Genomic DNA, 18,425 nt, shown 5'->3' with positions numbered 1-18,425 from the left:
GTGCTACGGACGCGCAGATGTCGCCAGCGTTCGCAGCAGTGCTGCAGGCCGCAAAAGCGGTCGCGGCCAAGATCAGATTTCTAGCCACGACGCGTCCCTCCGATGCCGCCTGGCCGCGTGAAACTCGCGATGGACTCCCGGCCCGCGGATCTCCCGTACGACGCCGTGCGCAAGTTCGCGAGCGATCTGCTCGGCGACCACATCGACTGGTGCGTTCAACAGGGCGGACCAGCTCATGCCATAGGCCGCATGCACGCCACGGGACTTGACGTGAAAGTGGATGTCGTCGCGCAGGCGATCGCTGACACCGGTCACGCGCATGACGGCGCAGTCGACGTGTCGGCCAGCGTTCGACACCGTCACCGACTCCGCCTCCGTACGCTCGATCACCGCCGCGATGGCTTCACCGATGTGGGCGGTGGGGAGCCCCACGTACATCGGCCCCAACGACCGAGCCACGAGCTTGAGCTGGGCGTAGTACCGGTCGGCGTCGCGGCGCAAGCGGTCTCGGTCGCGAATCGCGCCGGTGAGCACCAGGTCGGCCCGGCGGGCTTCGGCTTCGGCATGCGCAACTTGTTCACGCAGGCGGCGCTTCTGATTTCGACCGAATCGGCGGCTCATGCGGCTTGCTCCTTTTCCTGAAGGGCGTCCCATTGCTGAATGGCCCAAGCGATCGCGCGCAGGCACCAGATGAAGTGGAAGGTGTACTCAGTGAACCAGCGGCTCGAGATGTCCTCGAAGAGATGCCGGCCGTTGGGAGCGAAGTCATACGCCGCCTGGCATGCGGCGTGCTCACCATCGTCGGCATAGGTGAGCACGTCGTCGCGCAGCAGCCTGAAGTTCTCCAACGCCTCGTGATACAGGCCGCTATCGCGGTAGTGATCACGAAACTGGCGAACGATCTCGGCGCGGAATTTGTCGGCGTCGTATTCCTCAATGCCGCCACCGGTGCCGCGACCGCCACTGACAACCTTCTCGCCCCAATAGCCGGGATTGATCGCGCCACGATCGGTGCGGAAGAACTCGAACATGTCCGGCAGGCGGCGGAACACGTACGTGCCGCAATCGCCGTCGATGCAGAGCGTCCCTTGCCAAGTGAGCACGTCGAACCAGTAGGCGCTGCAGCCCGGCTTGCGGAACCGCAGGTGGCGATCGACGCCGTCGGCGCGCAACACCCGCATCTCATGGGCAGCGGTGTCGCTGGCGAATCGGTCTTGGGAGCATGCGTACTGCCTCATGCAGCGCTCCCCTCGGTCGCTTCGATGGAAGGCTCAGCCATCTCCACGTACGCGGCCATGACCGAGAGAAACGCGTACTCGCTCCCTTCCTGGATGAGCTTCTTGCCCAGGAGGGTGGCCGCGCCGAGCGGGGTGACCTGGCGCGCAGCAGCGACCTGTTCGATCGCCTGGCGCCATTCCGCCATTTCTGCCTTGTACTTGTCGCCCAGCATGAACTTGGCAGCGTCGCGGATTCGGTACAGCTTCGCGGTGATCTCCACCGCCTGTTTCATCTCAGCCATGGGCGTTCTCCTTGCTGGCGCTCGCGGGCTCGAGCAGATCCACGTATTCGCCGAAGTCTTCCATCACTGCCTTGGCGTGGCGGTTCGCTTCGAACGGCCACTCGATCACCGTGGCCACCACTCGCACGTCGTGGTCGCGCGTGTGGCGCTGCTCGTCCCAGTAGGCATTGAAGTTCTTGGCCACAGCGTCGGCGGCCAGCTTCGAAGGCGCGGCAATGACGTCGTCCGGGCCGAGCATGTGCAGGGCCCACAGCTTGTCGCTCGCGGGCACAGGCTTCAGGGTGGCGGCATAAGCCAGCACAGCGGCAACGCCCGCAGACGTTGCGCCGTAGCGGCGTCCGCTCTGGCGCTGCTGGCGCCCATGCGCGCGCCAGAACGTGGCCACCGCCGCGGCGAGCGTGCCCGTATGCCACTCGTGGATGTGAAGCTCACCATTGGCATTGAACTCGCCCACCACGGTTGCCGATTCGTCACCGTCGCGGCCCATGTCAAAGCCGATCGCTGGCTCCGGCTCTCGCTTTAGCATCACGACTCCGTCGGGCTTCCCCAGGTCGATGCCTTGGAGATCCGCCGTGGAGAAAGCGAACGGCGGCTTGGCCAGCGCGGTGATGTGCTCGAGGCGCGAGCCGGCGGAGTGCAGCAGGCTGCGTGCGTGGCCACCGATGCCATGGGGCGCCAGCGCGTTGTCCGCGTCGAGTGCAAGCAACGCGCGGATGGAGCGCAGCAGTTGCGCATGGTCGCCCCGAAACGTGTCTTGGAAGGCGAGGGGCTGACGCTCGGACGGGGGCAGTTGCGGCTCAGTCATTGGCCACCGCCTTCGCCTGCTTTGCCTTCGGCGCACGCAAGGCCTTCGGCAACCAGCCAGGGGGGATCTCTGCCAGCGCGATCGACGGGATCTCGCCCTTGCTTGCCTTCTCAACCTTGGCGGCCGCCACCTTGCCGGCGGCCTCGCGCACCATTTCAACGACGGCCTTTCGCGACAAGCCTGCAAGCCAGTCCTGAGTCGGCGTCCAGTGGTCCGCCAGGTTCACCTCGGCGTGCTGCGCGAGCTTGGTGACGCCATTCTTCTGGCCGGTCTGGACGTCCACCGCCTCGATCTCGCGTGCGATGAGGAACGTCAGCAGCTTCTGCACGACGGTGGGGTCTTGCATCATCACCCAGGTGCGGATGCCGCTGCGGCTGGTCGGCATCAACTCGCGCCAAATGTCCTCGAGCTCCTTCATGCGCTTGCCTGCGGCACTGGCCTCAACCACTGCGCGGTGATCGCCGCCGATCCGGCCGCCGTGCTCGCGACGAATGCAGATCCACGTGCGGTAGTCGGCGTCGTAGGTCTTGGCGAAGACGCTGCATGCCAGCTCCGCGGCAAGGAGGGCCAGCGCGATCGCGGGGGTGTCTGCCACCTGGCTCTGCACGATGGCGGTGGCCTCGGCCTGCAGGCGCTGCGTGGCGGCAAAGGACAGCGTGCCCGGCGGGAGCGTGGCCTTGGGCGCTTTCCCGCCAGAGATCGGCGCGCCGCCGGCGGCCTGGGTGACGCTCTTGCGGTCCGCGGGGCGGACCAGGCCGCGCTTCACTTCCGTGTGCCCGTTGAAGTCGATCGTGACGACGGCGCCGGCGGAAGCTATCACGGCGGGGTCGTAAACCTTCTTGTTGCCCTTGTAGTTGTATGGCGCGTCGCCGAACACGCGCTCGTCGTTGAAGTCGAACTTGGGTCGGGCCTCGACCCAGAGCCAACCTTCTTTCGCGATCTTCGTAGCCGTCTTCTCGAGCTTGGCCTGGGCAACCTTGTGCACCAGCTCGGGATCGGTGAAGTAGGCCTCCGGACCATCGTCCGACGGGAACAGGTCGCGCCGAACAACGCCGCCAGCGGCCTCGTAGGCCTCAATGCCAACGAACTTGCCGAGCTTCGAATTGATCGACATCTCGGACTTGGTGATCGCTGCGCGCAGCTGCTCCGGATCCCGCGCCCACTCGTGCTTGGCGGCCTTCCACACGCGCACCTGCATGGCCTGGTCATCGGTCAGAGCCAGCGCCATCATCTGGTCGAGCTCGGCCTTGCCGTCGCGGTATTCCTGCAGCAGGTCCGGTGCGATGTTGGCGAGCCGTAGCCGCTGGCGCACGTAGATCTCTTCCTTCCCGAAGCGCGCAGCGATCTCGGCCACACTCTTGCCCTGCTGTGAGAGCGAGCTGAAGGCGTCGAACTCGTCAGCGGGGTGCATGTCCTGGCGGACCACGTTCTCAGCGAGCGCTGCCTCGCCGGCGCCCTCGGCCGAGATCACCTTGCAGGGCACACCGTCGTGCAGGTCCGCCGGCAGACGGCCCGCCGTGCTGAGCACGCCGATGGCGGCGCGACGCCGGCCGCCTGCGCGGACGTCGAAGCCACCGGCTTCGCGCGGACTGACGACAAGGTTCTGCAGCAAGCCGTGAGCGGCGATCGACGCGACGAGATCTTCGAACGAGATCTCGCCAGTGCGACGCGGATTGAGCGTGCTCGAATGCAGCTGGTCGAGCGGGATGATGCGAATGTCTGAAGTCATAGCTGGTGCTCCTGCGCCAAGCTGGTGAAAGTGGTGGTGGTCATTGCGGGCTGTGATCGCGGCACCAGTGCGGCGCCATCGGGTATTGGCCAAGGCGCCCTTTGGCGCAGCTGCCGATACCGGCTGGCGGATTGATCGAATCCGGGCGAAAGCTCCTGCAGGTTTCGCAGGTGATCGCCTTGTGACCCGCCGGGATCCGATCGATGTCCTCGCAGTAGGTGGCGATCAGCTCGTCACGCGTCCGTGGCCGCTGGCGCATGACGTTGTTCGGATGCGGCGACGCGATCGCGCAGACGGAAGCCAAGCAGCGGCCAGATCTGCTCCACCGCCTGCTGGCGCGCGTCGTAGCGGCCGTAGGCGACGTCCTGAGCTTCCGGACGCACAGGGCCATGGTTAATCCCGACAGCCTTGTGCCCGTTGCTCAGGACCAGCACGCAGACGGTCAGGCAGCTGGCGGAGAGTCGAGCGGCAGCGGCGTCGGTACCGGGGCGATACGCAGCCTGTTCGGCGGCGTCCGGATCCGTATTGAGGTAGATCTCCGCGACGATCTCTGCGTCGACTTCTTCTTGCGTCACGCGCGTCATCGACGCTGAGACGGCGAGCTCGGGCGGGGCCTGCTCGCGATCGCTAAGCAGCGTATTGCCACGCTCGAACGCGTTGGCGGGAGAGAACGACTCGTACCCGTCTTCGTAGCGGACGAAGTAACCGCCAATGTGGGGGTTGTGGCGCACCAGGTAGCGCAGGTCGACGGTGAAGGGCTCGATGTCCTTCTCGGCGGGATAGATGATGAGCGAAGCGGTTACGTCCAGGCGCTCCATGTTGGCGATCTTCACGGCCTGCACGAGCTTGTGCGACTGATACACCGGCAGCTTTTTCGGCTGGTTCATCCACGGTTCCTTTGCCGGCAGGGCCGGCGATCTATGCGGTGGTGTCGGCCCGCGCTATGCGCCCCTGTGGTAACCAGTCGCGAGCTGGCCAGGGCCGACACCGAGAGATAGAAAGCGGGTCGCAGCCAACGGCCACCGATCGCCGGAACGTGACTGCCATGAAACGCACGTCCGACCCGCTTTCTATGCCCCGTATTGCTCGACGGGGCCGCGAGGTTCTTGCCCAGCGAGGCAATCAGGTGGCAGCGCGCACGCCCAGGACGTGGCGGTTGCCGTTGGCTTCGGGTGCAGACACAACCTTTTGCGCTTCCATGGTTTCCATCAGGCGCGCAGCGCGCATGTAGCCAATGCGGAGATGGCGCTGCAGCAGGGAGATGGACGCGCGGCCGTGCTCCCGCACCACGGCGATCGCGCTGGCCAGCAGCGAGTCGTCGCCATCTCCGAATGTCGCCAGCGTCTTGCCGCCCTGCGAAAGCGTGATGGTCACGCCGTCCTCGCGAGCACGTTGGTTCATCGCTTCCGCTGCCTGGCGTGCAGTTCGCTCAGCCAGGCGCATGCCCAGCGGCGCGTCCTGGCGGTGCAGGTGGAGCGGTGCATCGAGCGCCAGGCCGAACCATTCCTCGAGCTTGGCGAGCAGGCGCTGCAGCTCGAGCGTCATCAGCGCGAACTGCGCGTCGGCCAGCGATTGCGCGTCGTCGTGATCGCTGCCCAGCTGTTCCTGGACGACGTCCAGGAACTTGAGCTTCTTGATCACCAGATCCTCGCCGAGCACGAAACTCAGACGCTCGTCGAACACCAGCGCCAGCTGGTAGACCTGCTTGCCGTTGCGGATGTGTTCCTTGATCTCGTCGCTGTCCAGATCCTGCCGGCGGCTGATCGCCACCGCGCCGGTACTGGTGGCCGGATCGCGGAGCTCGCACTCGTCGCCCAGCGCCAGGCCGGCGGGCAGTTCGTTGTTGGCCAGCCAGTCCGTCATCAACACACGCGGGCTTTCGCTCGGAGCCATCGGGATTACCGGAAACGAGCCCAGCGCCTCGCGCACCTGGCTCACCATCATCTCTGCCGTCTTGCGGCTGGCGCTGTTGATCACCAGCCAGTGGTTCGCCACGTCGACGTAGAACTGGTGGTGCGAGCCACGGATGAACGCGCGCGGCACCAGGTCGTTGAGCACGTCCTCTTTGAGGCGCCTGCGTTCGCGGCCGCCGACCTTGCGCCCTTCCTCTTCGGAGATCTTCTGCACGCGGCGGTGCAGTTCGTCGGCCACCACGGCGGCGGGGAGAAGCTTGTCTTCAGCTCCCAGCATGGCGGCCGTGCACGACTGCACCGTGTGGGTGAGGGCGGCGTCGTCACCGCGGCCGACCGGCGCCACAAAGCCGCGCGTTCCAAGTTCCATCGGTCCGCATGCCCGCAGGCGGTGGGCGGCCAGGGCTTCCTCGAGGCGCGCGAGATCATCGGCGGTCTCAGGGGTGAAGCGCATCAACACGAGATTGCGGAAGAACATGGATTACTCCGAACCAAGAGAGGGGTGAGGGCTAGGACTCACTGGAAGCAAGCGAACACGGCGACGATCACGACAAGGGCGCCGATGGCCAGCAGGTCGACCTTTGCGAGGAACTTGGCGAACTCCTTCCAGTCCTCACGCGTTGCGGGAACACGGGTCATGCGTACTGCTCCGGGGGGTGGCAGACGAAAGGGTTGGAGCCGCTGGCGGCCGGGGGTACCGACGGGCGCCGGGAGGTGCGCGCGTTGGCAATCGCCAGCGGCTCCAAGGCTGAAAGAAAGGTGCGGATCTGCGCATCGAGCACGGCGGCATTGGCCAGCTCGGCGGCGATGTCGGCATCGAGGGTGCTGGCGGCCATCACTCACAGGCCTCGCTGGCGGCGTCTGGCACCTGCACGGTGAGCGTGAGCTGGTAGCGCGCCTCGGAGAGATCTCGAGCGGCGTCGCCGATCATGTCGATGAGATGGCGGGGCCCACGATTGGCGATCAGGGTGTCCAGCGATTCGCTGGCGATGATCTCTCCGGCGCGGACAAACTCCACCAGCACGGGTGACGCCGGCGCACGCATTGACGGTCCGTCGATCGCGTCCTGCATCCTCGGCTTGCGACCTGGTCGACCGCGCTCGAGCGGTTCGTCCTCTAGCTCAGTGTTGACCTCGTAGCACACGACGCCGTCGACCGTGACCGTGCGCAGGAGGCCTGCGCGCCGACGCTGGCTCAGGAGCGTGCCAACGGTGTCCAGGTTGGTCCCGGTGGGCATCATGGCGTGCACGTGGCGTGCACTGAGCGGCTTGCTGGCGGCGCGCATCACGGCGTCAATTTTTGCGACCAGGCTCATGCTGCGAGCTTCCACAGATAGCGAGGTTTGCCGCCGACGCTGCCAAACAGGTCGCGGCTGATCTTCTTGCGTCGAAACAAGCAGTCGACGTGCGCACGCACCTGGTGGCGGGTCCATTCGCCGCGGGCAATCTCATCGGCGAGCTCGGCGTAGAGCTCACCGACAGTGGCGGGGCCATCCTTCAGGATCTCGAGCAGGCGCGAGCCCTTGCTGGCCGGATCCATCGTGTGCACAGGGATGAACCGGGCCATTACGCCGCGCTCGCGAGAGAGGCGCCGGCCACGGCAGTCATGGGGCACAGGGAACCCCCTGCCGTAGCCGGCAAAACGGTTTGCGGGATATCCAGCCGCAGGAAGTCGGCGACCTTCAGGAGATCCGGCCAGGGCAGGGCGACGCATGCTTCGCCGAACCAGATCATGTCGAGCGAGGGATCCACTTGCGCCTCATGCGGAGCAAAGGCTGCGTGGATCAGCTTGCGTTCCTGGCCATCGTGGGTTCGCTGGTAGAGCGCGATCGACATGCGATCAGTCGCATGGCTCATCACGTCCAGCGTGATGTCGATGGAAAGTGCGACCTGCAGGTCACCAGGCGTGCTCATAGCGGCAACACCCCGAACCACTTGCAGAAGAACATGGCGACGGCGCTGGGTAGCGCGATCCACAAAATCAGGTGGAAGGTGAAAGGGCTCATGGACTGCGGCGTGCCGTCTTCACCAGGTGCTGGCACGGTCGCGAGCGGTGCGACGTGAGTCGTGCGAGGCTTGTGGCGTGTGCGGTGCACAGGGCGGGCTGCGCGCAACCGGGTCGACAGTTTGTTGACCCTGCTTACTGGTTCAATGAACATCCGACGGTTCCTCGGGCGTTTTGCCGAGGGCAAGTAAACAAGATGCTTACTTGAGTGTCAAGCGAAGTAATCGGCTGTCCTATGGTTGCGAGCACGGAAGCGTGCAGGGATCAGAGGCGGCACCCTGTGGCAAGTCAAAATCGAAGGAGAATGCAATGACGTACCGATTTCGCTCGCTACTCAGCCTGGCGCTGGTAGCTGGGCTCATGCTGATGGGATCCGTGGCCGTGGCGGACACGGCAGCTCCCCAAGTCACGGCTCCGTCGCATGGCCTGGGTAGCCGGTGGCCGAATGCGACAGATGTGAGCCATCACCCCAGCTTCCACGCCTACCGTTTCGCTTTGAACGGCGTGTCATTTGTGCAGGTCAACGCTGGCAACGGCGAGCCGCAGCTGGCGCTGGCGACCGCTCCGGGCACTGCGGTTGTGTTGCCGATCGGCAACCCCTCTGCGGTGGTGGTGAATCCGGCCAACACCCTGGTGGATGGGTCACCGGTCATCTATCAGGACGGCACCGTGACGGTGCAGGCGGCGCCGGCCGGTTATGTCGTCACGCTGGGCTGCAATGATCCGATCGAGTGCTCTCGCCCGCCGGTCCGGGCCGCAAGCTCTACGGATGCCATCCAGACGCTTGATGCTGCAGGTGCCACCAGTCGCGCCGCAAATTGCGGCGATCCTGTTGAGTGCAGCCGAATCAACGTGAACTAGTCGCGGAGCAGCACCGCCAGCGCGGGGACGCGTCTGTCGGTGTGATCGCGGTGCTTACCTTGGTAGGTCACCGCGATGTTGTTCACTTCGTGCTTGGTGAAGTAGGGCGCCCGCATGTCGGGCGCCTTTTTGTTGGCGGGCCCGGGCCAGGCCTTGACCACGATCGCCAAGGCGCGCGGCCCCGATCGCGAAACGATCACGCGGACCCGAATCTTGCTGGGTACGTAGTCATTGGCCAGGCGCAGGGTGAAGCCCTCTACGAGGCGATACGTTGTCTCGAGCATGTCCGTGGGGAGTTCAAGGAATGCACCCGACACCTTGGCCCGGTACCGGATCCCTTGTTCCTCGATCTCGGTCCGGAGCTGGCCATGGCATAGCGCCAGTTTGAGGCCGTGCGCTCGCACGTCCGACATGCGTAGCGAATCGATGTGTGTGGACAGGCCGCGCCGTTGAGTCGCGACGCTGCCGGACCATCGGTGATTGGCAAGCGACTCCGCGTCGGCCGCGACGAGCAGGTCAGCGCGCGGGCCACCCATCGTCGCGTTCGCACTCTCAAGAATGGATGCGCCGTGGTAGGCCCACTGCTGACTCCACGAAAGGTTTCCGCGGGCAGCCCTGCGGATGCGCTGGTTCTCCTTGTGGCCACGCGCAAGGCCGAGATCTCGATCGGTCTTTATGGAGCCGAACAGCAGCAGGCCACTACCCACGATCGCCATCAAGAATTGGGCCTGCACCAAGCCGGTCTCCCGAGCCTGCAGGATCGTCGCCTCAATGCCTACGTTGCCCATGAGCACGGCGGGAAGGGCGCCCATCCAGCCGTAGCGATAAGTCATAAAGACGGCGGGAATCAGCATGGCCAGCCGGGCGACGTCGCGCACCTCAGTGAACATCGTGTTGCGCGACATCAGCTGCAGGGCAGTCAACGCCAGCGCGCACAGGCACAAGTTCCACAGGTAGGCGCTAACCGGCTGCCCGGCCAGATCGCAACGCAGGATGGCGCGCAGGCGCCGGCGACCCATGAGGATCGTCATGCCGAGCGGCACCATGGCGAGGATGCCCAAATAGTCGCCGACGACGAACATCGCGAAGTTGTGGCCCGCCGTGTTCGGTACGCGGGCCACAGTGGGCCCGTAGTGCACGGCTTCAACCGCGAGCACGCCAGCCAATGCGCCAAGGCCCGAGGCAATGATGCCGGCGAACAACATGCGGGTGACGGGTGTGGCCAGGTCGTGGGGATCTCGGCCCCACCGGGTCCGACGGAGGATCCAGACGGGGAGAGACGTGGCAGCGAGGGGCCCCAGCACCGTGATGAGCATCCACGGCCAGCCAAAGGTGTCGAGTCGATCCGCACGGTAGTAGAAGGAGGCGGATGCCTCACCAAGCAGGACGAAAGGCCAAAAGCGAAGCGGGAGCCACAGGAGAGCAACGAACCGAAGGCCTGCGGGGAGAAGCCAGTGGCTTACCGAAACCTCTCGTGCACCTGCATAGAGAAGGGCGTACCCGCATCCAAGCAGCACGCTTTTGATCCAGACATCGCGCATTACCAATCCCCTGGTGCGCAGCTGGTCGTTGGGTAGCGCTAGATACTCGAGCCGCCAACCCTTCCAACGACACGCCCGCCAATTTCCAAATCGTCCAGCTCCGACCCGGCTAACTCGAGCGAATCCTCGTAGGCATGGGTGCCAACGAGTCGGAGCATTCCCTTTCCACGAATGAGGAAGCGGCGCACTTGGGCTATCTCCGCCAGCTTGTAGGCGTAGATGCCGTCGGATTCCACAGATCGGACCGACGTGTCCACAAAGAGCAGCTCCCCCCGCTCAATGACACCTGTCAGCGCATCGCTCGGGTTCACTAAGACCCGCACCGACGCCTGTAAGGCACCACTGATAGAAACTGTCAGAATTTGCGGGATATCAACGAATCTCGCAAGTTCCTTTGAGTACCCCTCCAGATACTCGAAACGCAGATATCCCCGGCTGACGCGAGGGCCGTTCTGGGTGGCGCCCTCGCTCGAACCTTGCGCGGAGATGACATCGGCCGCAAACGGCGAAAGTGTAGGTTCGGGCCCGAGACCGTGATTAATCCAGTCCTCGGAGAATTCCGCCACGCCGCGTTGTTCGGCCAATTCACGCAGGCGAGCAATACCCGCCGCGCCAATCTTGCCGCGGCGCAGCCAGGTGTTGATGTTCTGCTGCGAGACGTGGGGCGGCGAGGCGAATTCGGCGCGTCGCATGCGCAGCAGCTCGAGCATCCGCTCAAAGCGGACTGCCACGGGATGATCGTGCTGGCGCTGGGGATAAACCATTTGCTTAGTCTCATGCAGGGCGAACTATACACGCAATAGGCAATGTGTTGACTTGAAGTAAGCAACCTTCTTACTCTAGGGGCATGACCCCAATCCATCGCGCAGTCGCCACCTTCCGCACCAAAGCTGCTTTTGCTCGGGCCGTTGAGTGCTTTCCGCAGGATGTGACCCATTGGCTGGCCACCGGACCGCACAAGCGGGACGTACCCCCCAATCGTTGTAGGGCCATCGAACGTGCGGTCGCCGCGCAGATCCCGGTAAACCTCGTGGATCCCGAAGCCCAGCGCCTTCAGCTCAACACTGAGCCGGTCACCTGTTACGACCTCCGGCCCGACGTCTTCCCACCAATGGCAACGCCAAAGCGCCGACCACGGCCGCCGGCGCCGCCTATCTCTCACTCGTCAGCCACCTGAGGTTTGCGCATGAGCGCTATTCGCCTCCCCGATACCGTGCAGTTCGGTTCCGTTTCCCTGCCTGTGATCGATCGCGCAGGCACGCCCTGGCTTACTGCCGCCGATCTCGCCCGAGCGCTGGGCTACAAGGGCAGGGCGTCGCATTCCGCGACAGCCTCCAACCGCATCGCTGACATTCACCGCCGTCGCGCGTCCGAGTTCTCTGACGACATGACGCAGCTGGTGCGTCTGCCAACGGCTGGCGGCGAACAAGAGGTGCGCATCTTTTCTCCCCGTGGCTGCTGGCTCATTGCCATGTTTGCGCGCACACCACGGGCCGCCGAGTTCCGCCATTGGGTGCTCAACGTGCTCGAGTCACTCCGTGGCACGCCGGCGCCGGACGTGGCCACCATGACGGACTCCATGCGTGAGCAGATCCGCGCCGAGCTGGAAGCGGTGCTCGAGCGCATTTGCGGCCGCACACCTGAGCGTCAGCAGCTCGTTCGCTATCGGCAGCTGGCCAGCAACATGGCCGAAGAGCTGCGTACGGCCCGCCTGGCGCTCACGCACGCCGAGCGCCTGGCCAAGGAGCTCGAGCAGCCGCTGGCGCTTGCCAAGCCGACACCCGTCCGCACGCAGCGCGATGACGTCCAAAGGGGCGGGATGTCGATGCCGTTAGAGATCCGCGGTGAGCTCAAGCCAGTGATGTCGTACCAAGAAGCCCGAGCGATGGCAGACCAGATCTATCGCGACACGGCACCGGGTAACCACTGACATGGTCGATCCGTGGATCAAGTTGCGCACCAAGCTGCCCAAAGACGGCCGCCTGAAGATCGTGTCGCGCAAATGTCACGTCAGCACCGTGACCGTTGTCGGTGCCCTTGTCACGCTGTGGTGTCTCGCCGATCAGCATGCCGACGAATTCGGCGAGCTCTATGGCTACACAACCGATGACGTCGACGCAGAGGTGGGCGTGCCCGGCTTTTGCGAAGCACTGCCGTCGGAGTGGGTCGACGTGTCGGGTGAGTGGGTGAAACTCCCCGACTATCAAGAGCATAACGGCACGACCGGCAAGTCCCGCGCCCAGGCCACGAAGCGCAAACGTAACGAACGTGCCGCGACACCTGTCGCGTCGGAGTCACGTTCGGAGCGTGACACCGGCGTGACCAGAGAAGAGAAGAGTAGAGAAGAACAGAGCTCCGTAGGCAGCTCTTCTGCAAGCGCCATGACTGAGGAAGAGCGCGACGCCCAGGCGCGCGGTGCGGTCGATATCACCAAGGCGCTGCGCAGGGTCGGCCTGATGGACGTCCACCCGGCGCGTCCGGAAGTTCTGCAGCTGGTGGCGTTGAACATCACCGTAGAGCAGGCCTGCCTAACCGCGGCCGAGCTGGCGCTCAAGAAGGCGGGCATGAACGACAACACCGAGCTCCACCCGGAGCTGCTGTACCTGCTCGCGAGCGGCGCCACTGCCGCGCAAATGCTGCTCACGCCCGACCAACACACGCACCTGAAAAACAGCGTGCCCAAGGTCGGCTACCTATCCCAAACCTTGATCGGCCGCGCTCGCGACGCTGCGCGCCAAGGAGACACGCATGCAACTGTCCACAATTCCGGCCGTGGCCACTCTCGCCAAGGCAGCCAAGGCGGACGCGAATCACTTGCCGCACGCTCGGAACGTGCTCGCCGCGAAGGCGACGCACGAGACGACGGGGATCCGTTCGCAGATCCCGTCTGACGCGCCGGTACCGCACGCGCGCACCCTTCGGGCCATCTGGTCGCGCATGGCGTCCACGTACGGACACCGCTGGGCCAGTGTGTGCGGCGACTCACCGGAGCACCCGACGCCTGGTCCGCTCGCTGGCCAGCTCACCGATGCGGGCAAGGTGTGGGCCCATGAGCTGCGCGGCATCACTGGCGCGGAGATGCGCGCTGCGCTCGATCGCATGAGCCAGGTGCACATCGACTTCGCTCCGACCGCGCCCGAGTTCCGCCTGCTGTGCCTCAACGTGCCGCCGCTCTCGATGGTGATGCTGGCGCTGGATAAGGGGGACGAGTACGGCGCCGACGTGTCCGCGTTCTGCCGCCTGGTGTGGCAGTTCATCCGCAACCGCTGGGGCCTCGATCGGCTCCCCGAGCTGGCGCGCGAGAAGGCGATCGCTGCGGCCTACAAGCTTGCCGTGCGCCATCGGCTGGCGCTTGGCGAACTGCCGCCGGCGCCGGTGGCATTGCTCGAATCAGTGAAGCCCGCTAAGCCCGTGAGGGCCGCGGCCGATTTCGCCGCGCCGTTCCTCGAGCAATGCCGGCAGATGATCAATGGAAGGGGAGACGCCTAATGCGGTTCCACCGTCGTCAATACAGTAAGCCGCTGGGCGCGACCGTTTCGCGCAACCTCAACGTGGTGCGCGAGCGCTATCAGTTCTGCCACACGCACAAGCAGGAGTACCAGGCTCCCGTCGACGGCCGCACCGGCCAGGTCTTGTCGCCGTGTCCGCGGTGCGTGGAAGACCAGGCGCTGTATCAGCAAGCCGTGCGCGATCTGTCCGACCTGGCTGCACGGGAGGGGCGCGACCGCCGCACGATCACGCACCAGGCGATCCTCGAGCTGGCGGAGCAGCGTGCCGGCAAGCAACTGCTGAAGTTTCGCGCACATGGGTAAGGCTGGCGGCGGTCTTCGCTTCACCAGCCACGCGGCGATGCCAGAGCGCATGCGCAACCTGCTGGCGGCCCAAGGGCGGCTCGATGAGACCGCGTTGCAGCCTGGCCAGGAGAAGCGCAGCAAGTACGGCAACAAGCCGACGGTGGTCGACGGCGTTCGCTTCGACTCGAAGAAGGAGGCGCGGTACTTCGAGGATCTCAAGCGCCGAAAGGCCGCCGGCGAGGTCTGGTACTGGCTACGCCAGGTGCCGCTGCACCTCCCTGGTGGCACGCGCTACGTCGTGGACTTCCTCGTGTTCTTCAAGGATCCCGAGCGGGATCCGGAGTACGTCGACGTCAAGGGGAAACAGACAGAGGTGTTCCGCGTGAAGCGCCGCGAGGTGGAAGCGGCTTATCCAGTGAGGATCCAGTGCGTATGACAAAGCGAGAGAAGGATTTCCCGACCGAGGCAGATCTCTGCAGCGCATTCGCTGACTGGGCACGCGAGGAAGGCTTCACGGTGTATCCGGAGACGGCTGGCTGGGATCTTCTGTTGGTCACGCCCGATGGCCTCCAACTCGGCGTGGAAGGCAAGCTTGCGATGAATCTGAAGGTGCTGGCGCAGTCGCTGCGCGGCATCAGCTTGTACGGCTGCGATCGTGGCCCGGACTTCCGCGGCGTAGTGGTGCCGGCGTCGCATGAGGGCACCGAAGAAGTCTTCGCCACCATGGGTATTGAGGTCTTCACGCCTTACTCGAGCTGGCGCCGAGAAGGCTACAAATGGGCGTTCCAGCGCCGTGCCAACTATCTGACCGAGATGTTCGACTGGAATCCGGTGCAGCGATGCGAGCTCCCGGATTTCGTGCCGGACGTCCCGGCCGGCGTGCCTGCACCACGTACGTTGAGCCCTTGGAAGGTGGGTGCGTTACGTGTTCAGGCACTGCTCGAGCTGCAAGGGTTCGTGACACGCGAGGAAGTGCGCAAGTGCAAGAACGACCCGAGACGTTGGTGCGCGACGGACGGCTGGCTCACGCAGCTGGGCAATGGCCGCTGGGGCAAGGGGTCTGCGCCAGACTTCGGCCTGCAGCATCCGGAGATCTATGCGCAGATCCTGGCCGAGCAGCGCGAGAAGCTGGCGCCTGGGAGCATCGGGTGAAGCGCACAGCGCTCAAGCGTCACACGCCAATCAAGGCGTATACACGCCTGCAATCGACAACGCGGCTGGCGCCAGGGAAGGTCATGCGGCGTGGAGTACGTGGCGCCCGTAGCACCGAACCACCCTCCCGCGAGGATCTCGAGCGCTTCGCCGCTATGCGCAAACTGGGCTGCCTGGCTTGCCGCATGAACGGCACGCGGGGTTACGTCCGAGTTGTCGGCACGAGGCTCGAAGTGCACCACCTGCTGAACGGCGGCGTGCGCATTGGCCACCACGCGGTGATTTGCCTCTGCAGGTTCCATCACCAGGGCGACAAGTGGCCCGAGCTCGACCAGGGCTATGCCCACGTTTCCAAGTATTACGGCCCAAGTCTGGCGCGTGAGTCGCGGGCCTTCTATGCGCTGTACGGCAACAACGACCGCTTGCTGACATTCCAGAACGAGCTACTGAGAGAGACAACCCGATGACCAATCCCGCATACGCTATGGCTCGCTTGAATGAGAAGACGGTCCGCTTCTATTTGGGCTCGGGCGCCAGTGGTGGCCACACGCCGCAGGATGTCGCCGCGTCTATTGCGTTCACCAAAGCGGGGCTTGGTCGCGAGTTGCTGCAGGCTCTGTTCTGGCCTGCTGGTGCCCAGCTGAGCACCGTGGATCTCGATCAGCTCTTGGTCGCGGCCCAGTTCGGCGAGTGGCGCGAACGCATGGATGTGCTGGTGCTGGCGCAGATCAAGAAGCAATACGCCACCACGACTCACGCAAAGCGCGAGGCCAACGCCGCGATCGCTGCCGCGCAGGCTCATATGTGGCCAGCCATCGATGACACATATCGCCTAATGCGGCGGGCCGTGCTGATGGAGATGTACAAGCCGCGGAACTGCCCAGACTGCAGCGGCTCGGGCAAGCGCGTGGTGGAGAAGGTCGAGAAGGATTGCGAGCGCTGTAACGGTGCTGGCCTGACCAAGCAGGGGCCCGTGTGGCGTGCCGAGCTGATGGATATGACGCACCAGTCGTTCAATGCCCGCTGGGTTGCGCCCTACGAGTGGTTGTTGGGCCATTGCCGGACGCAGATGCGCGAGGCCTACGACGAGATGTCGCGCGCACTCGCCTAGCGAGGGAAATCGGTAGGCACACGCCTACCGTTTCGGTCTTTACAATGGTTCTGCCGCTTCGTGCGATCCAACCCAAAGCCCTGCCATTTCGGCGGGGCTTTTTCGTTTTCTCCAACCAGTTTTGCGGCCGGCTGTACGCGCCACTGAAGCAACGTCGGATGACGTCGCGGCGCTGGGACGGACAAAGAATCCACGGTTCACAGCTGAAGCCCCTTCAGCACTCGTCCCGGTACCTCCGGGCACGTCACCCCGTCCGCCGCAACCACCTAAACCCATGGCGCGGAGAGTTCCGATGCCGAACAACCGAAGCAAACGTGAGGGCCAACCAATGAATGAAGAGTGGAAGGCCTTTTGGCTGCTGGTGCTCACCGGCGGTCTAATTGGCGTGGCGAAGCTGCTGGCGAGCGATGAAAAGCTCACGTGGCGCCTGTTGATCGGGCGCACCATCCTGGGCTCTGCCACCACGCTCATCGCTGGTGTCATCTTGCTCCAGATCCCGAACATCGCGCCGCTGGCGCTGCTCGGCATCGGGTCCGCGTTCGGCATTGCTGGCGCTCAGGCTGTCGAACTGTTTCTCAAGAAGTGGTTTGGCGGCGCCGGCGGTGCGGCATGACCGCTCGCATTCCGGTCGCAGTGGCTGGCGGCAAGAACGTCGTCGCCTTTCTCGACATGCTTGCATGGTCGGAGATTGGCCCGGAGCTGCTGAGCAAGTCAGACGACGGGTACAACGTGCTGGTGGGGTCGACGCCGCAGAAGCCTCTGCTCTTCGATAGCTACGGGGCACACCCGGACGCTTACGACCCGAAGACGAACAGCACCGCGGCGGGGCGCTATCAGTTCCTGTCTCGCTATTGGCCGCACTACCGCGACCTGCTGCGCCTTCCTGACTTTGGCCCCGTTAGCCAGGACCGCTACGCCATCCAATTGATGCAGGAGCGCAAGGCGCTGCAGCCCATCATTGCTGGCAACATCCAAGCGGCAATTGCCCTGGTGTCCAACATTTGGGCGAGCCTGCCAGGTGCGGGCTACCAGCAGCGCGAGCACAGCCTCGCGGATCTCCTGGCCGCGTACAAGAACGCCGGCGGCTCGATCGCGAGGGCCGCATGATCGCGGACAGCAACGGCACCTGGCGTAACGGCTTCGCGCTACAGAGCGTAGCCACAAAACAGATCGCGCTATCCGAGATCTGGACGGAGCGCGGCTCGGCCGAGTTGGCGCTCGAGGCACTGCACACTCGTCTGCCGCATCGCGGCCCACACATCATTGTGCCGGTGAGCGTCCAAGTGCTCGCGGCGGGAGCTCGCGCATGAAACAGATTGCGATCTACATCGTCGTCGCCATTGCGCTGATCGCCGTGGGCTTTGGTGCTGGCTGGCACTGCAAGGGCGTGAGCGTGACAGCCGGACAGGTGACCGAAGCCAAGGCCGAAGTGCAGGACGTTGTGCAGCAGTTCCAAGACCAGGGCGCAGAGCAATTTGCCTACCTGAAGGTGCAGCAGCACCAGACCCTAACGCTTGCCGCCGACCAGGGCGCCATCCGCGCGACCGCGGAAGCAACCAAGCAGGAGATCCAACATGCGACTTTCCATCCGGCGAGCGCTCCCGCGGCTGCTTGCCCTGAGCCTTTGCGCAGCCCTGAGTTCGTGCGCCTCTACAAGCAAGCCGCACGAGGCAATCCCGCCGTTGCCGGCTCCACCGCCGCCCGCTGAGTGCACTGGCGCCGGCATCACGCTGTTCGCGCCTGAGCTGTCCACGCTTCCCGATGACTGGGCTGCGATGGACTCGGACAGCCAGGTGCGCGAGCTGCTGATCCTCAAGCAGGACGATACGCAGCAGTACCAACTTCTTCGCGCGCAAGCACTCCGCTGCGCGCACTGACCCCAGGAGTCGCACATGAGCCTCAACACTGTCCGCTGGAAGTTCATCAACGTGGCCCAGCGCCATCCGCTTCGCGTCTTCGGCGCCGTGCTGGTGGTCGGATTCGTCGTCGGCCGTTTGGT

General features: G+C 64.7%; 28 protein-coding genes and 1 pseudogene. 14 read left to right on the top strand and 15 right to left on the bottom strand.

The genetic code is table 11. The features are described from left to right. Positions 1-72: 72 nt before the first annotated feature. The 13 genes and pseudogenes from Y882_RS02725 to Y882_RS02665 form a co-directional block, all read right to left on the bottom strand. A complete protein-coding gene (locus tag Y882_RS02725; RefSeq protein WP_046970343.1) occupies positions 73-621 on the bottom strand; it encodes a hypothetical protein in 549 nt (182 codons plus the stop codon). Beyond that, positions 618-1,238, bottom strand: coding sequence for a hypothetical protein (locus Y882_RS02720; protein WP_046970342.1), 621 nt, complete (start codon positions 1,236-1,238; stop codon positions 618-620). The genes Y882_RS02725 and Y882_RS02720 overlap by 4 nt, the downstream gene beginning before the upstream one ends. Further along, entirely contained in the window at positions 1,235-1,519 is a 285-nt protein-coding gene (locus tag Y882_RS02715; RefSeq protein WP_046970341.1) for a hypothetical protein, read from the bottom strand. The genes Y882_RS02720 and Y882_RS02715 overlap by 4 nt, the downstream gene beginning before the upstream one ends. Next, positions 1,512-2,324: a hypothetical protein gene (locus Y882_RS20540; protein ID WP_052949628.1), complete on the bottom strand. Its 813-nt coding sequence runs from the start codon at positions 2,322-2,324 to the stop codon at positions 1,512-1,514. The genes Y882_RS02715 and Y882_RS20540 overlap by 8 nt, the downstream gene beginning before the upstream one ends. Then, positions 2,317-4,053, bottom strand: a complete 1,737-nt coding sequence (locus tag Y882_RS18730) for a ParB/RepB/Spo0J family partition protein (protein ID WP_052949626.1) — start codon at positions 4,051-4,053, stop codon at positions 2,317-2,319. Before Y882_RS18730 ends, Y882_RS20540 begins: the two co-directional genes overlap by 8 nt. A 233-nt stretch (positions 4,054-4,286) precedes the next feature. Continuing rightward, positions 4,287-4,940 carry a Gp49 family protein gene (locus Y882_RS02690; RefSeq protein ID WP_046970339.1) on the bottom strand — a complete coding sequence of 218 codons (654 nt, stop codon included), beginning with the start codon at positions 4,938-4,940 and terminating at the stop codon, positions 4,287-4,289. Positions 4,941-5,175: 235 nt separating this feature from the next. Next, positions 5,176-5,454: a DNA translocase FtsK gene (locus tag Y882_RS20725; RefSeq protein WP_425479396.1), complete on the bottom strand. Its 279-nt coding sequence runs from the start codon at positions 5,452-5,454 to the stop codon at positions 5,176-5,178. Positions 5,455-5,544: 90 nt separating this feature from the next. Continuing rightward, positions 5,545-6,441, bottom strand: a pseudogene (locus Y882_RS02685) (recombination-associated protein RdgC); the annotation flags it as partial. 38 nt (positions 6,442-6,479) lie between these two features. Then, positions 6,480-6,602: a hypothetical protein gene (locus Y882_RS20845; RefSeq protein WP_280136510.1), complete on the bottom strand. Its 123-nt coding sequence runs from the start codon at positions 6,600-6,602 to the stop codon at positions 6,480-6,482. Further along, positions 6,599-6,799 (bottom strand): hypothetical protein, encoded by a 201-nt coding sequence (locus Y882_RS02680; RefSeq protein ID WP_046970338.1) that lies wholly within the window; start codon positions 6,797-6,799, stop codon positions 6,599-6,601. Before Y882_RS02680 ends, Y882_RS20845 begins: the two co-directional genes overlap by 4 nt. Beyond that, entirely contained in the window at positions 6,799-7,278 is a 480-nt protein-coding gene (locus Y882_RS02675; protein ID WP_046970337.1) for a hypothetical protein, read from the bottom strand. Before Y882_RS02675 ends, Y882_RS02680 begins: the two co-directional genes overlap by 1 nt. Beyond that, positions 7,275-7,529: a hypothetical protein gene (locus Y882_RS02670; protein ID WP_046970336.1), complete on the bottom strand. Its 255-nt coding sequence runs from the start codon at positions 7,527-7,529 to the stop codon at positions 7,275-7,277. Before Y882_RS02670 ends, Y882_RS02675 begins: the two co-directional genes overlap by 4 nt. After that, complete coding sequence (locus Y882_RS02665) at positions 7,529-7,876, bottom strand: hypothetical protein (RefSeq protein WP_046970335.1); 348 nt, start codon at positions 7,874-7,876, stop codon at positions 7,529-7,531. The genes Y882_RS02670 and Y882_RS02665 overlap by 1 nt, the downstream gene beginning before the upstream one ends. A 400-nt stretch (positions 7,877-8,276) precedes the next feature. Between Y882_RS02665 and Y882_RS18725 the strand changes: the two genes are divergently transcribed. Beyond that, positions 8,277-8,828: a hypothetical protein gene (locus tag Y882_RS18725; protein ID WP_052949625.1), complete on the top strand. Its 552-nt coding sequence runs from the start codon at positions 8,277-8,279 to the stop codon at positions 8,826-8,828. Here the strand turns inward: Y882_RS18725 and Y882_RS02650 are convergent. Both Y882_RS02650 and Y882_RS02645 read right to left on the bottom strand, forming a co-directional pair. Then, on the bottom strand, positions 8,825-10,369 hold the full coding sequence (locus Y882_RS02650) for an MASE1 domain-containing protein (RefSeq protein WP_046970333.1): 1,545 nt from the start codon (positions 10,367-10,369) through the stop codon (positions 8,825-8,827). The two genes, Y882_RS18725 and Y882_RS02650, sit on opposite strands and share 4 nt — an antisense overlap. A gap of 38 nt (positions 10,370-10,407) precedes the next feature. After that, the gene (locus Y882_RS02645; protein ID WP_046970332.1) at positions 10,408-11,133 is read right to left on the bottom strand and encodes a S24 family peptidase; all 726 of its coding nucleotides are present in this window, start codon (positions 11,131-11,133) and stop codon (positions 10,408-10,410) included. A gap of 422 nt (positions 11,134-11,555) precedes the next feature. Between Y882_RS02645 and Y882_RS18720 the strand changes: the two genes are divergently transcribed. The 13 genes from Y882_RS18720 to Y882_RS02580 all read left to right on the top strand — a co-directional run bounded on the left by Y882_RS18720 (position 11,556) and on the right by Y882_RS02580 (position 18,303). Next, a complete protein-coding gene (locus Y882_RS18720) occupies positions 11,556-12,299 on the top strand; it encodes a BRO-N domain-containing protein (protein ID WP_052949623.1) in 744 nt (247 codons plus the stop codon). 1 nt (position 12,300) lies between these two features. Beyond that, on the top strand, positions 12,301-13,260 hold the full coding sequence (locus Y882_RS02635; protein WP_046970331.1) for a hypothetical protein: 960 nt from the start codon (positions 12,301-12,303) through the stop codon (positions 13,258-13,260). A gap of 46 nt (positions 13,261-13,306) precedes the next feature. Next, positions 13,307-13,858 carry a hypothetical protein gene (locus Y882_RS02630; protein ID WP_156171307.1) on the top strand — a complete coding sequence of 184 codons (552 nt, stop codon included), beginning with the start codon at positions 13,307-13,309 and terminating at the stop codon, positions 13,856-13,858. Continuing rightward, positions 13,858-14,181, top strand: a complete 324-nt coding sequence (locus Y882_RS02625; RefSeq protein ID WP_046970329.1) for a hypothetical protein — start codon at positions 13,858-13,860, stop codon at positions 14,179-14,181. Before Y882_RS02630 ends, Y882_RS02625 begins: the two co-directional genes overlap by 1 nt. Further along, positions 14,174-14,599, top strand: coding sequence for a DUF1064 domain-containing protein (locus Y882_RS02620; RefSeq protein WP_082120903.1), 426 nt, complete (start codon positions 14,174-14,176; stop codon positions 14,597-14,599). The genes Y882_RS02625 and Y882_RS02620 overlap by 8 nt, the downstream gene beginning before the upstream one ends. Then, entirely contained in the window at positions 14,596-15,315 is a 720-nt protein-coding gene (locus Y882_RS02615; protein WP_046970328.1) for a hypothetical protein, read from the top strand. Before Y882_RS02620 ends, Y882_RS02615 begins: the two co-directional genes overlap by 4 nt. Next, positions 15,312-15,782, top strand: coding sequence for a Ref family recombination enhancement nuclease (locus tag Y882_RS19130; RefSeq protein ID WP_046970327.1), 471 nt, complete (start codon positions 15,312-15,314; stop codon positions 15,780-15,782). The genes Y882_RS02615 and Y882_RS19130 overlap by 4 nt, the downstream gene beginning before the upstream one ends. Then, positions 15,779-16,426, top strand: a complete 648-nt coding sequence (locus Y882_RS02605) for a hypothetical protein (protein WP_046970326.1) — start codon at positions 15,779-15,781, stop codon at positions 16,424-16,426. The genes Y882_RS19130 and Y882_RS02605 overlap by 4 nt, the downstream gene beginning before the upstream one ends. A 292-nt stretch (positions 16,427-16,718) precedes the next feature. Beyond that, positions 16,719-17,039, top strand: a complete 321-nt coding sequence (locus Y882_RS02600; RefSeq protein WP_244466176.1) for a phage holin family protein — start codon at positions 16,719-16,721, stop codon at positions 17,037-17,039. Beyond that, on the top strand, positions 17,036-17,533 hold the full coding sequence (locus Y882_RS02595) for a glycoside hydrolase family 24 protein (protein ID WP_046970324.1): 498 nt from the start codon (positions 17,036-17,038) through the stop codon (positions 17,531-17,533). Before Y882_RS02600 ends, Y882_RS02595 begins: the two co-directional genes overlap by 4 nt. After that, positions 17,530-17,736, top strand: a complete 207-nt coding sequence (locus Y882_RS02590) for a hypothetical protein (protein ID WP_046970323.1) — start codon at positions 17,530-17,532, stop codon at positions 17,734-17,736. The genes Y882_RS02595 and Y882_RS02590 overlap by 4 nt, the downstream gene beginning before the upstream one ends. Further along, entirely contained in the window at positions 17,733-18,134 is a 402-nt protein-coding gene (locus Y882_RS02585) for a hypothetical protein (RefSeq protein ID WP_046970322.1), read from the top strand. The genes Y882_RS02590 and Y882_RS02585 overlap by 4 nt, the downstream gene beginning before the upstream one ends. Then, entirely contained in the window at positions 18,109-18,303 is a 195-nt protein-coding gene (locus tag Y882_RS02580) for a hypothetical protein (RefSeq protein ID WP_046970321.1), read from the top strand. The genes Y882_RS02585 and Y882_RS02580 overlap by 26 nt, the downstream gene beginning before the upstream one ends. Positions 18,304-18,425 lie beyond the last annotated feature (122 nt).

Origin of the sequence: Dyella japonica DSM 16301, assembly GCF_001010355.1 — a bacterium.
Classification (GTDB): Bacteria; Pseudomonadota; Gammaproteobacteria; order Xanthomonadales; family Rhodanobacteraceae; genus Dyella; species Dyella japonica.
This window is presented reverse-complemented; position numbering and strand designations above follow the sequence as displayed.

What these genes read in the sequence shown, in the direction of transcription:
- Y882_RS02725 (WP_046970343.1), bottom strand. Translation starts at nt 621, where the DNA reads ATGAGCCGCCGATTCGGTCGAAATCAGAAGCGCCGCCTGCGTGAACAA.
- Y882_RS02720 (WP_046970342.1), bottom strand. Translation starts at nt 1,238, where the DNA reads ATGAGGCAGTACGCATGCTCCCAAGACCGATTCGCCAGCGACACCGCT.
- Y882_RS02715 (WP_046970341.1), bottom strand. Translation starts at nt 1,519, where the DNA reads ATGGCTGAGATGAAACAGGCGGTGGAGATCACCGCGAAGCTGTACCGA.
- Y882_RS20540 (WP_052949628.1), bottom strand. Translation starts at nt 2,324, where the DNA reads ATGACTGAGCCGCAACTGCCCCCGTCCGAGCGTCAGCCCCTCGCCTTC.
- Y882_RS18730 (WP_052949626.1), bottom strand. Translation starts at nt 4,053, where the DNA reads ATGACTTCAGACATTCGCATCATCCCGCTCGACCAGCTGCATTCGAGC.
- Y882_RS02690 (WP_046970339.1), bottom strand. Translation starts at nt 4,940, where the DNA reads ATGAACCAGCCGAAAAAGCTGCCGGTGTATCAGTCGCACAAGCTCGTG.
- Y882_RS20725 (WP_425479396.1), bottom strand. Translation starts at nt 5,454, where the DNA reads ATGAACCAACGTGCTCGCGAGGACGGCGTGACCATCACGCTTTCGCAG.
- Y882_RS20845 (WP_280136510.1), bottom strand. Translation starts at nt 6,602, where the DNA reads ATGACCCGTGTTCCCGCAACGCGTGAGGACTGGAAGGAGTTCGCCAAG.
- Y882_RS02680 (WP_046970338.1), bottom strand. Translation starts at nt 6,799, where the DNA reads ATGGCCGCCAGCACCCTCGATGCCGACATCGCCGCCGAGCTGGCCAAT.
- Y882_RS02675 (WP_046970337.1), bottom strand. Translation starts at nt 7,278, where the DNA reads ATGAGCCTGGTCGCAAAAATTGACGCCGTGATGCGCGCCGCCAGCAAG.
- Y882_RS02670 (WP_046970336.1), bottom strand. Translation starts at nt 7,529, where the DNA reads ATGGCCCGGTTCATCCCTGTGCACACGATGGATCCGGCCAGCAAGGGC.
- Y882_RS02665 (WP_046970335.1), bottom strand. Translation starts at nt 7,876, where the DNA reads ATGAGCACGCCTGGTGACCTGCAGGTCGCACTTTCCATCGACATCACG.
- Y882_RS18725 (WP_052949625.1), top strand. Translation starts at nt 8,277, where the DNA reads ATGACGTACCGATTTCGCTCGCTACTCAGCCTGGCGCTGGTAGCTGGG.
- Y882_RS02650 (WP_046970333.1), bottom strand. Translation starts at nt 10,369, where the DNA reads ATGCGCGATGTCTGGATCAAAAGCGTGCTGCTTGGATGCGGGTACGCC.
- Y882_RS02645 (WP_046970332.1), bottom strand. Translation starts at nt 11,133, where the DNA reads ATGGTTTATCCCCAGCGCCAGCACGATCATCCCGTGGCAGTCCGCTTT.
- Y882_RS18720 (WP_052949623.1), top strand. Translation starts at nt 11,556, where the DNA reads ATGAGCGCTATTCGCCTCCCCGATACCGTGCAGTTCGGTTCCGTTTCC.
- Y882_RS02635 (WP_046970331.1), top strand. Translation starts at nt 12,301, where the DNA reads ATGGTCGATCCGTGGATCAAGTTGCGCACCAAGCTGCCCAAAGACGGC.
- Y882_RS02630 (WP_156171307.1), top strand. Translation starts at nt 13,307, where the DNA reads ATGGCGTCCACGTACGGACACCGCTGGGCCAGTGTGTGCGGCGACTCA.
- Y882_RS02625 (WP_046970329.1), top strand. Translation starts at nt 13,858, where the DNA reads ATGCGGTTCCACCGTCGTCAATACAGTAAGCCGCTGGGCGCGACCGTT.
- Y882_RS02620 (WP_082120903.1), top strand. Translation starts at nt 14,174, where the DNA reads ATGGGTAAGGCTGGCGGCGGTCTTCGCTTCACCAGCCACGCGGCGATG.
- Y882_RS02615 (WP_046970328.1), top strand. Translation starts at nt 14,596, where the DNA reads ATGACAAAGCGAGAGAAGGATTTCCCGACCGAGGCAGATCTCTGCAGC.
- Y882_RS02605 (WP_046970326.1), top strand. Translation starts at nt 15,779, where the DNA reads ATGACCAATCCCGCATACGCTATGGCTCGCTTGAATGAGAAGACGGTC.
- Y882_RS02600 (WP_244466176.1), top strand. Translation starts at nt 16,719, where the DNA reads ATGCCGAACAACCGAAGCAAACGTGAGGGCCAACCAATGAATGAAGAG.
- Y882_RS02595 (WP_046970324.1), top strand. Translation starts at nt 17,036, where the DNA reads ATGACCGCTCGCATTCCGGTCGCAGTGGCTGGCGGCAAGAACGTCGTC.
- Y882_RS02590 (WP_046970323.1), top strand. Translation starts at nt 17,530, where the DNA reads ATGATCGCGGACAGCAACGGCACCTGGCGTAACGGCTTCGCGCTACAG.
- Y882_RS02585 (WP_046970322.1), top strand. Translation starts at nt 17,733, where the DNA reads ATGAAACAGATTGCGATCTACATCGTCGTCGCCATTGCGCTGATCGCC.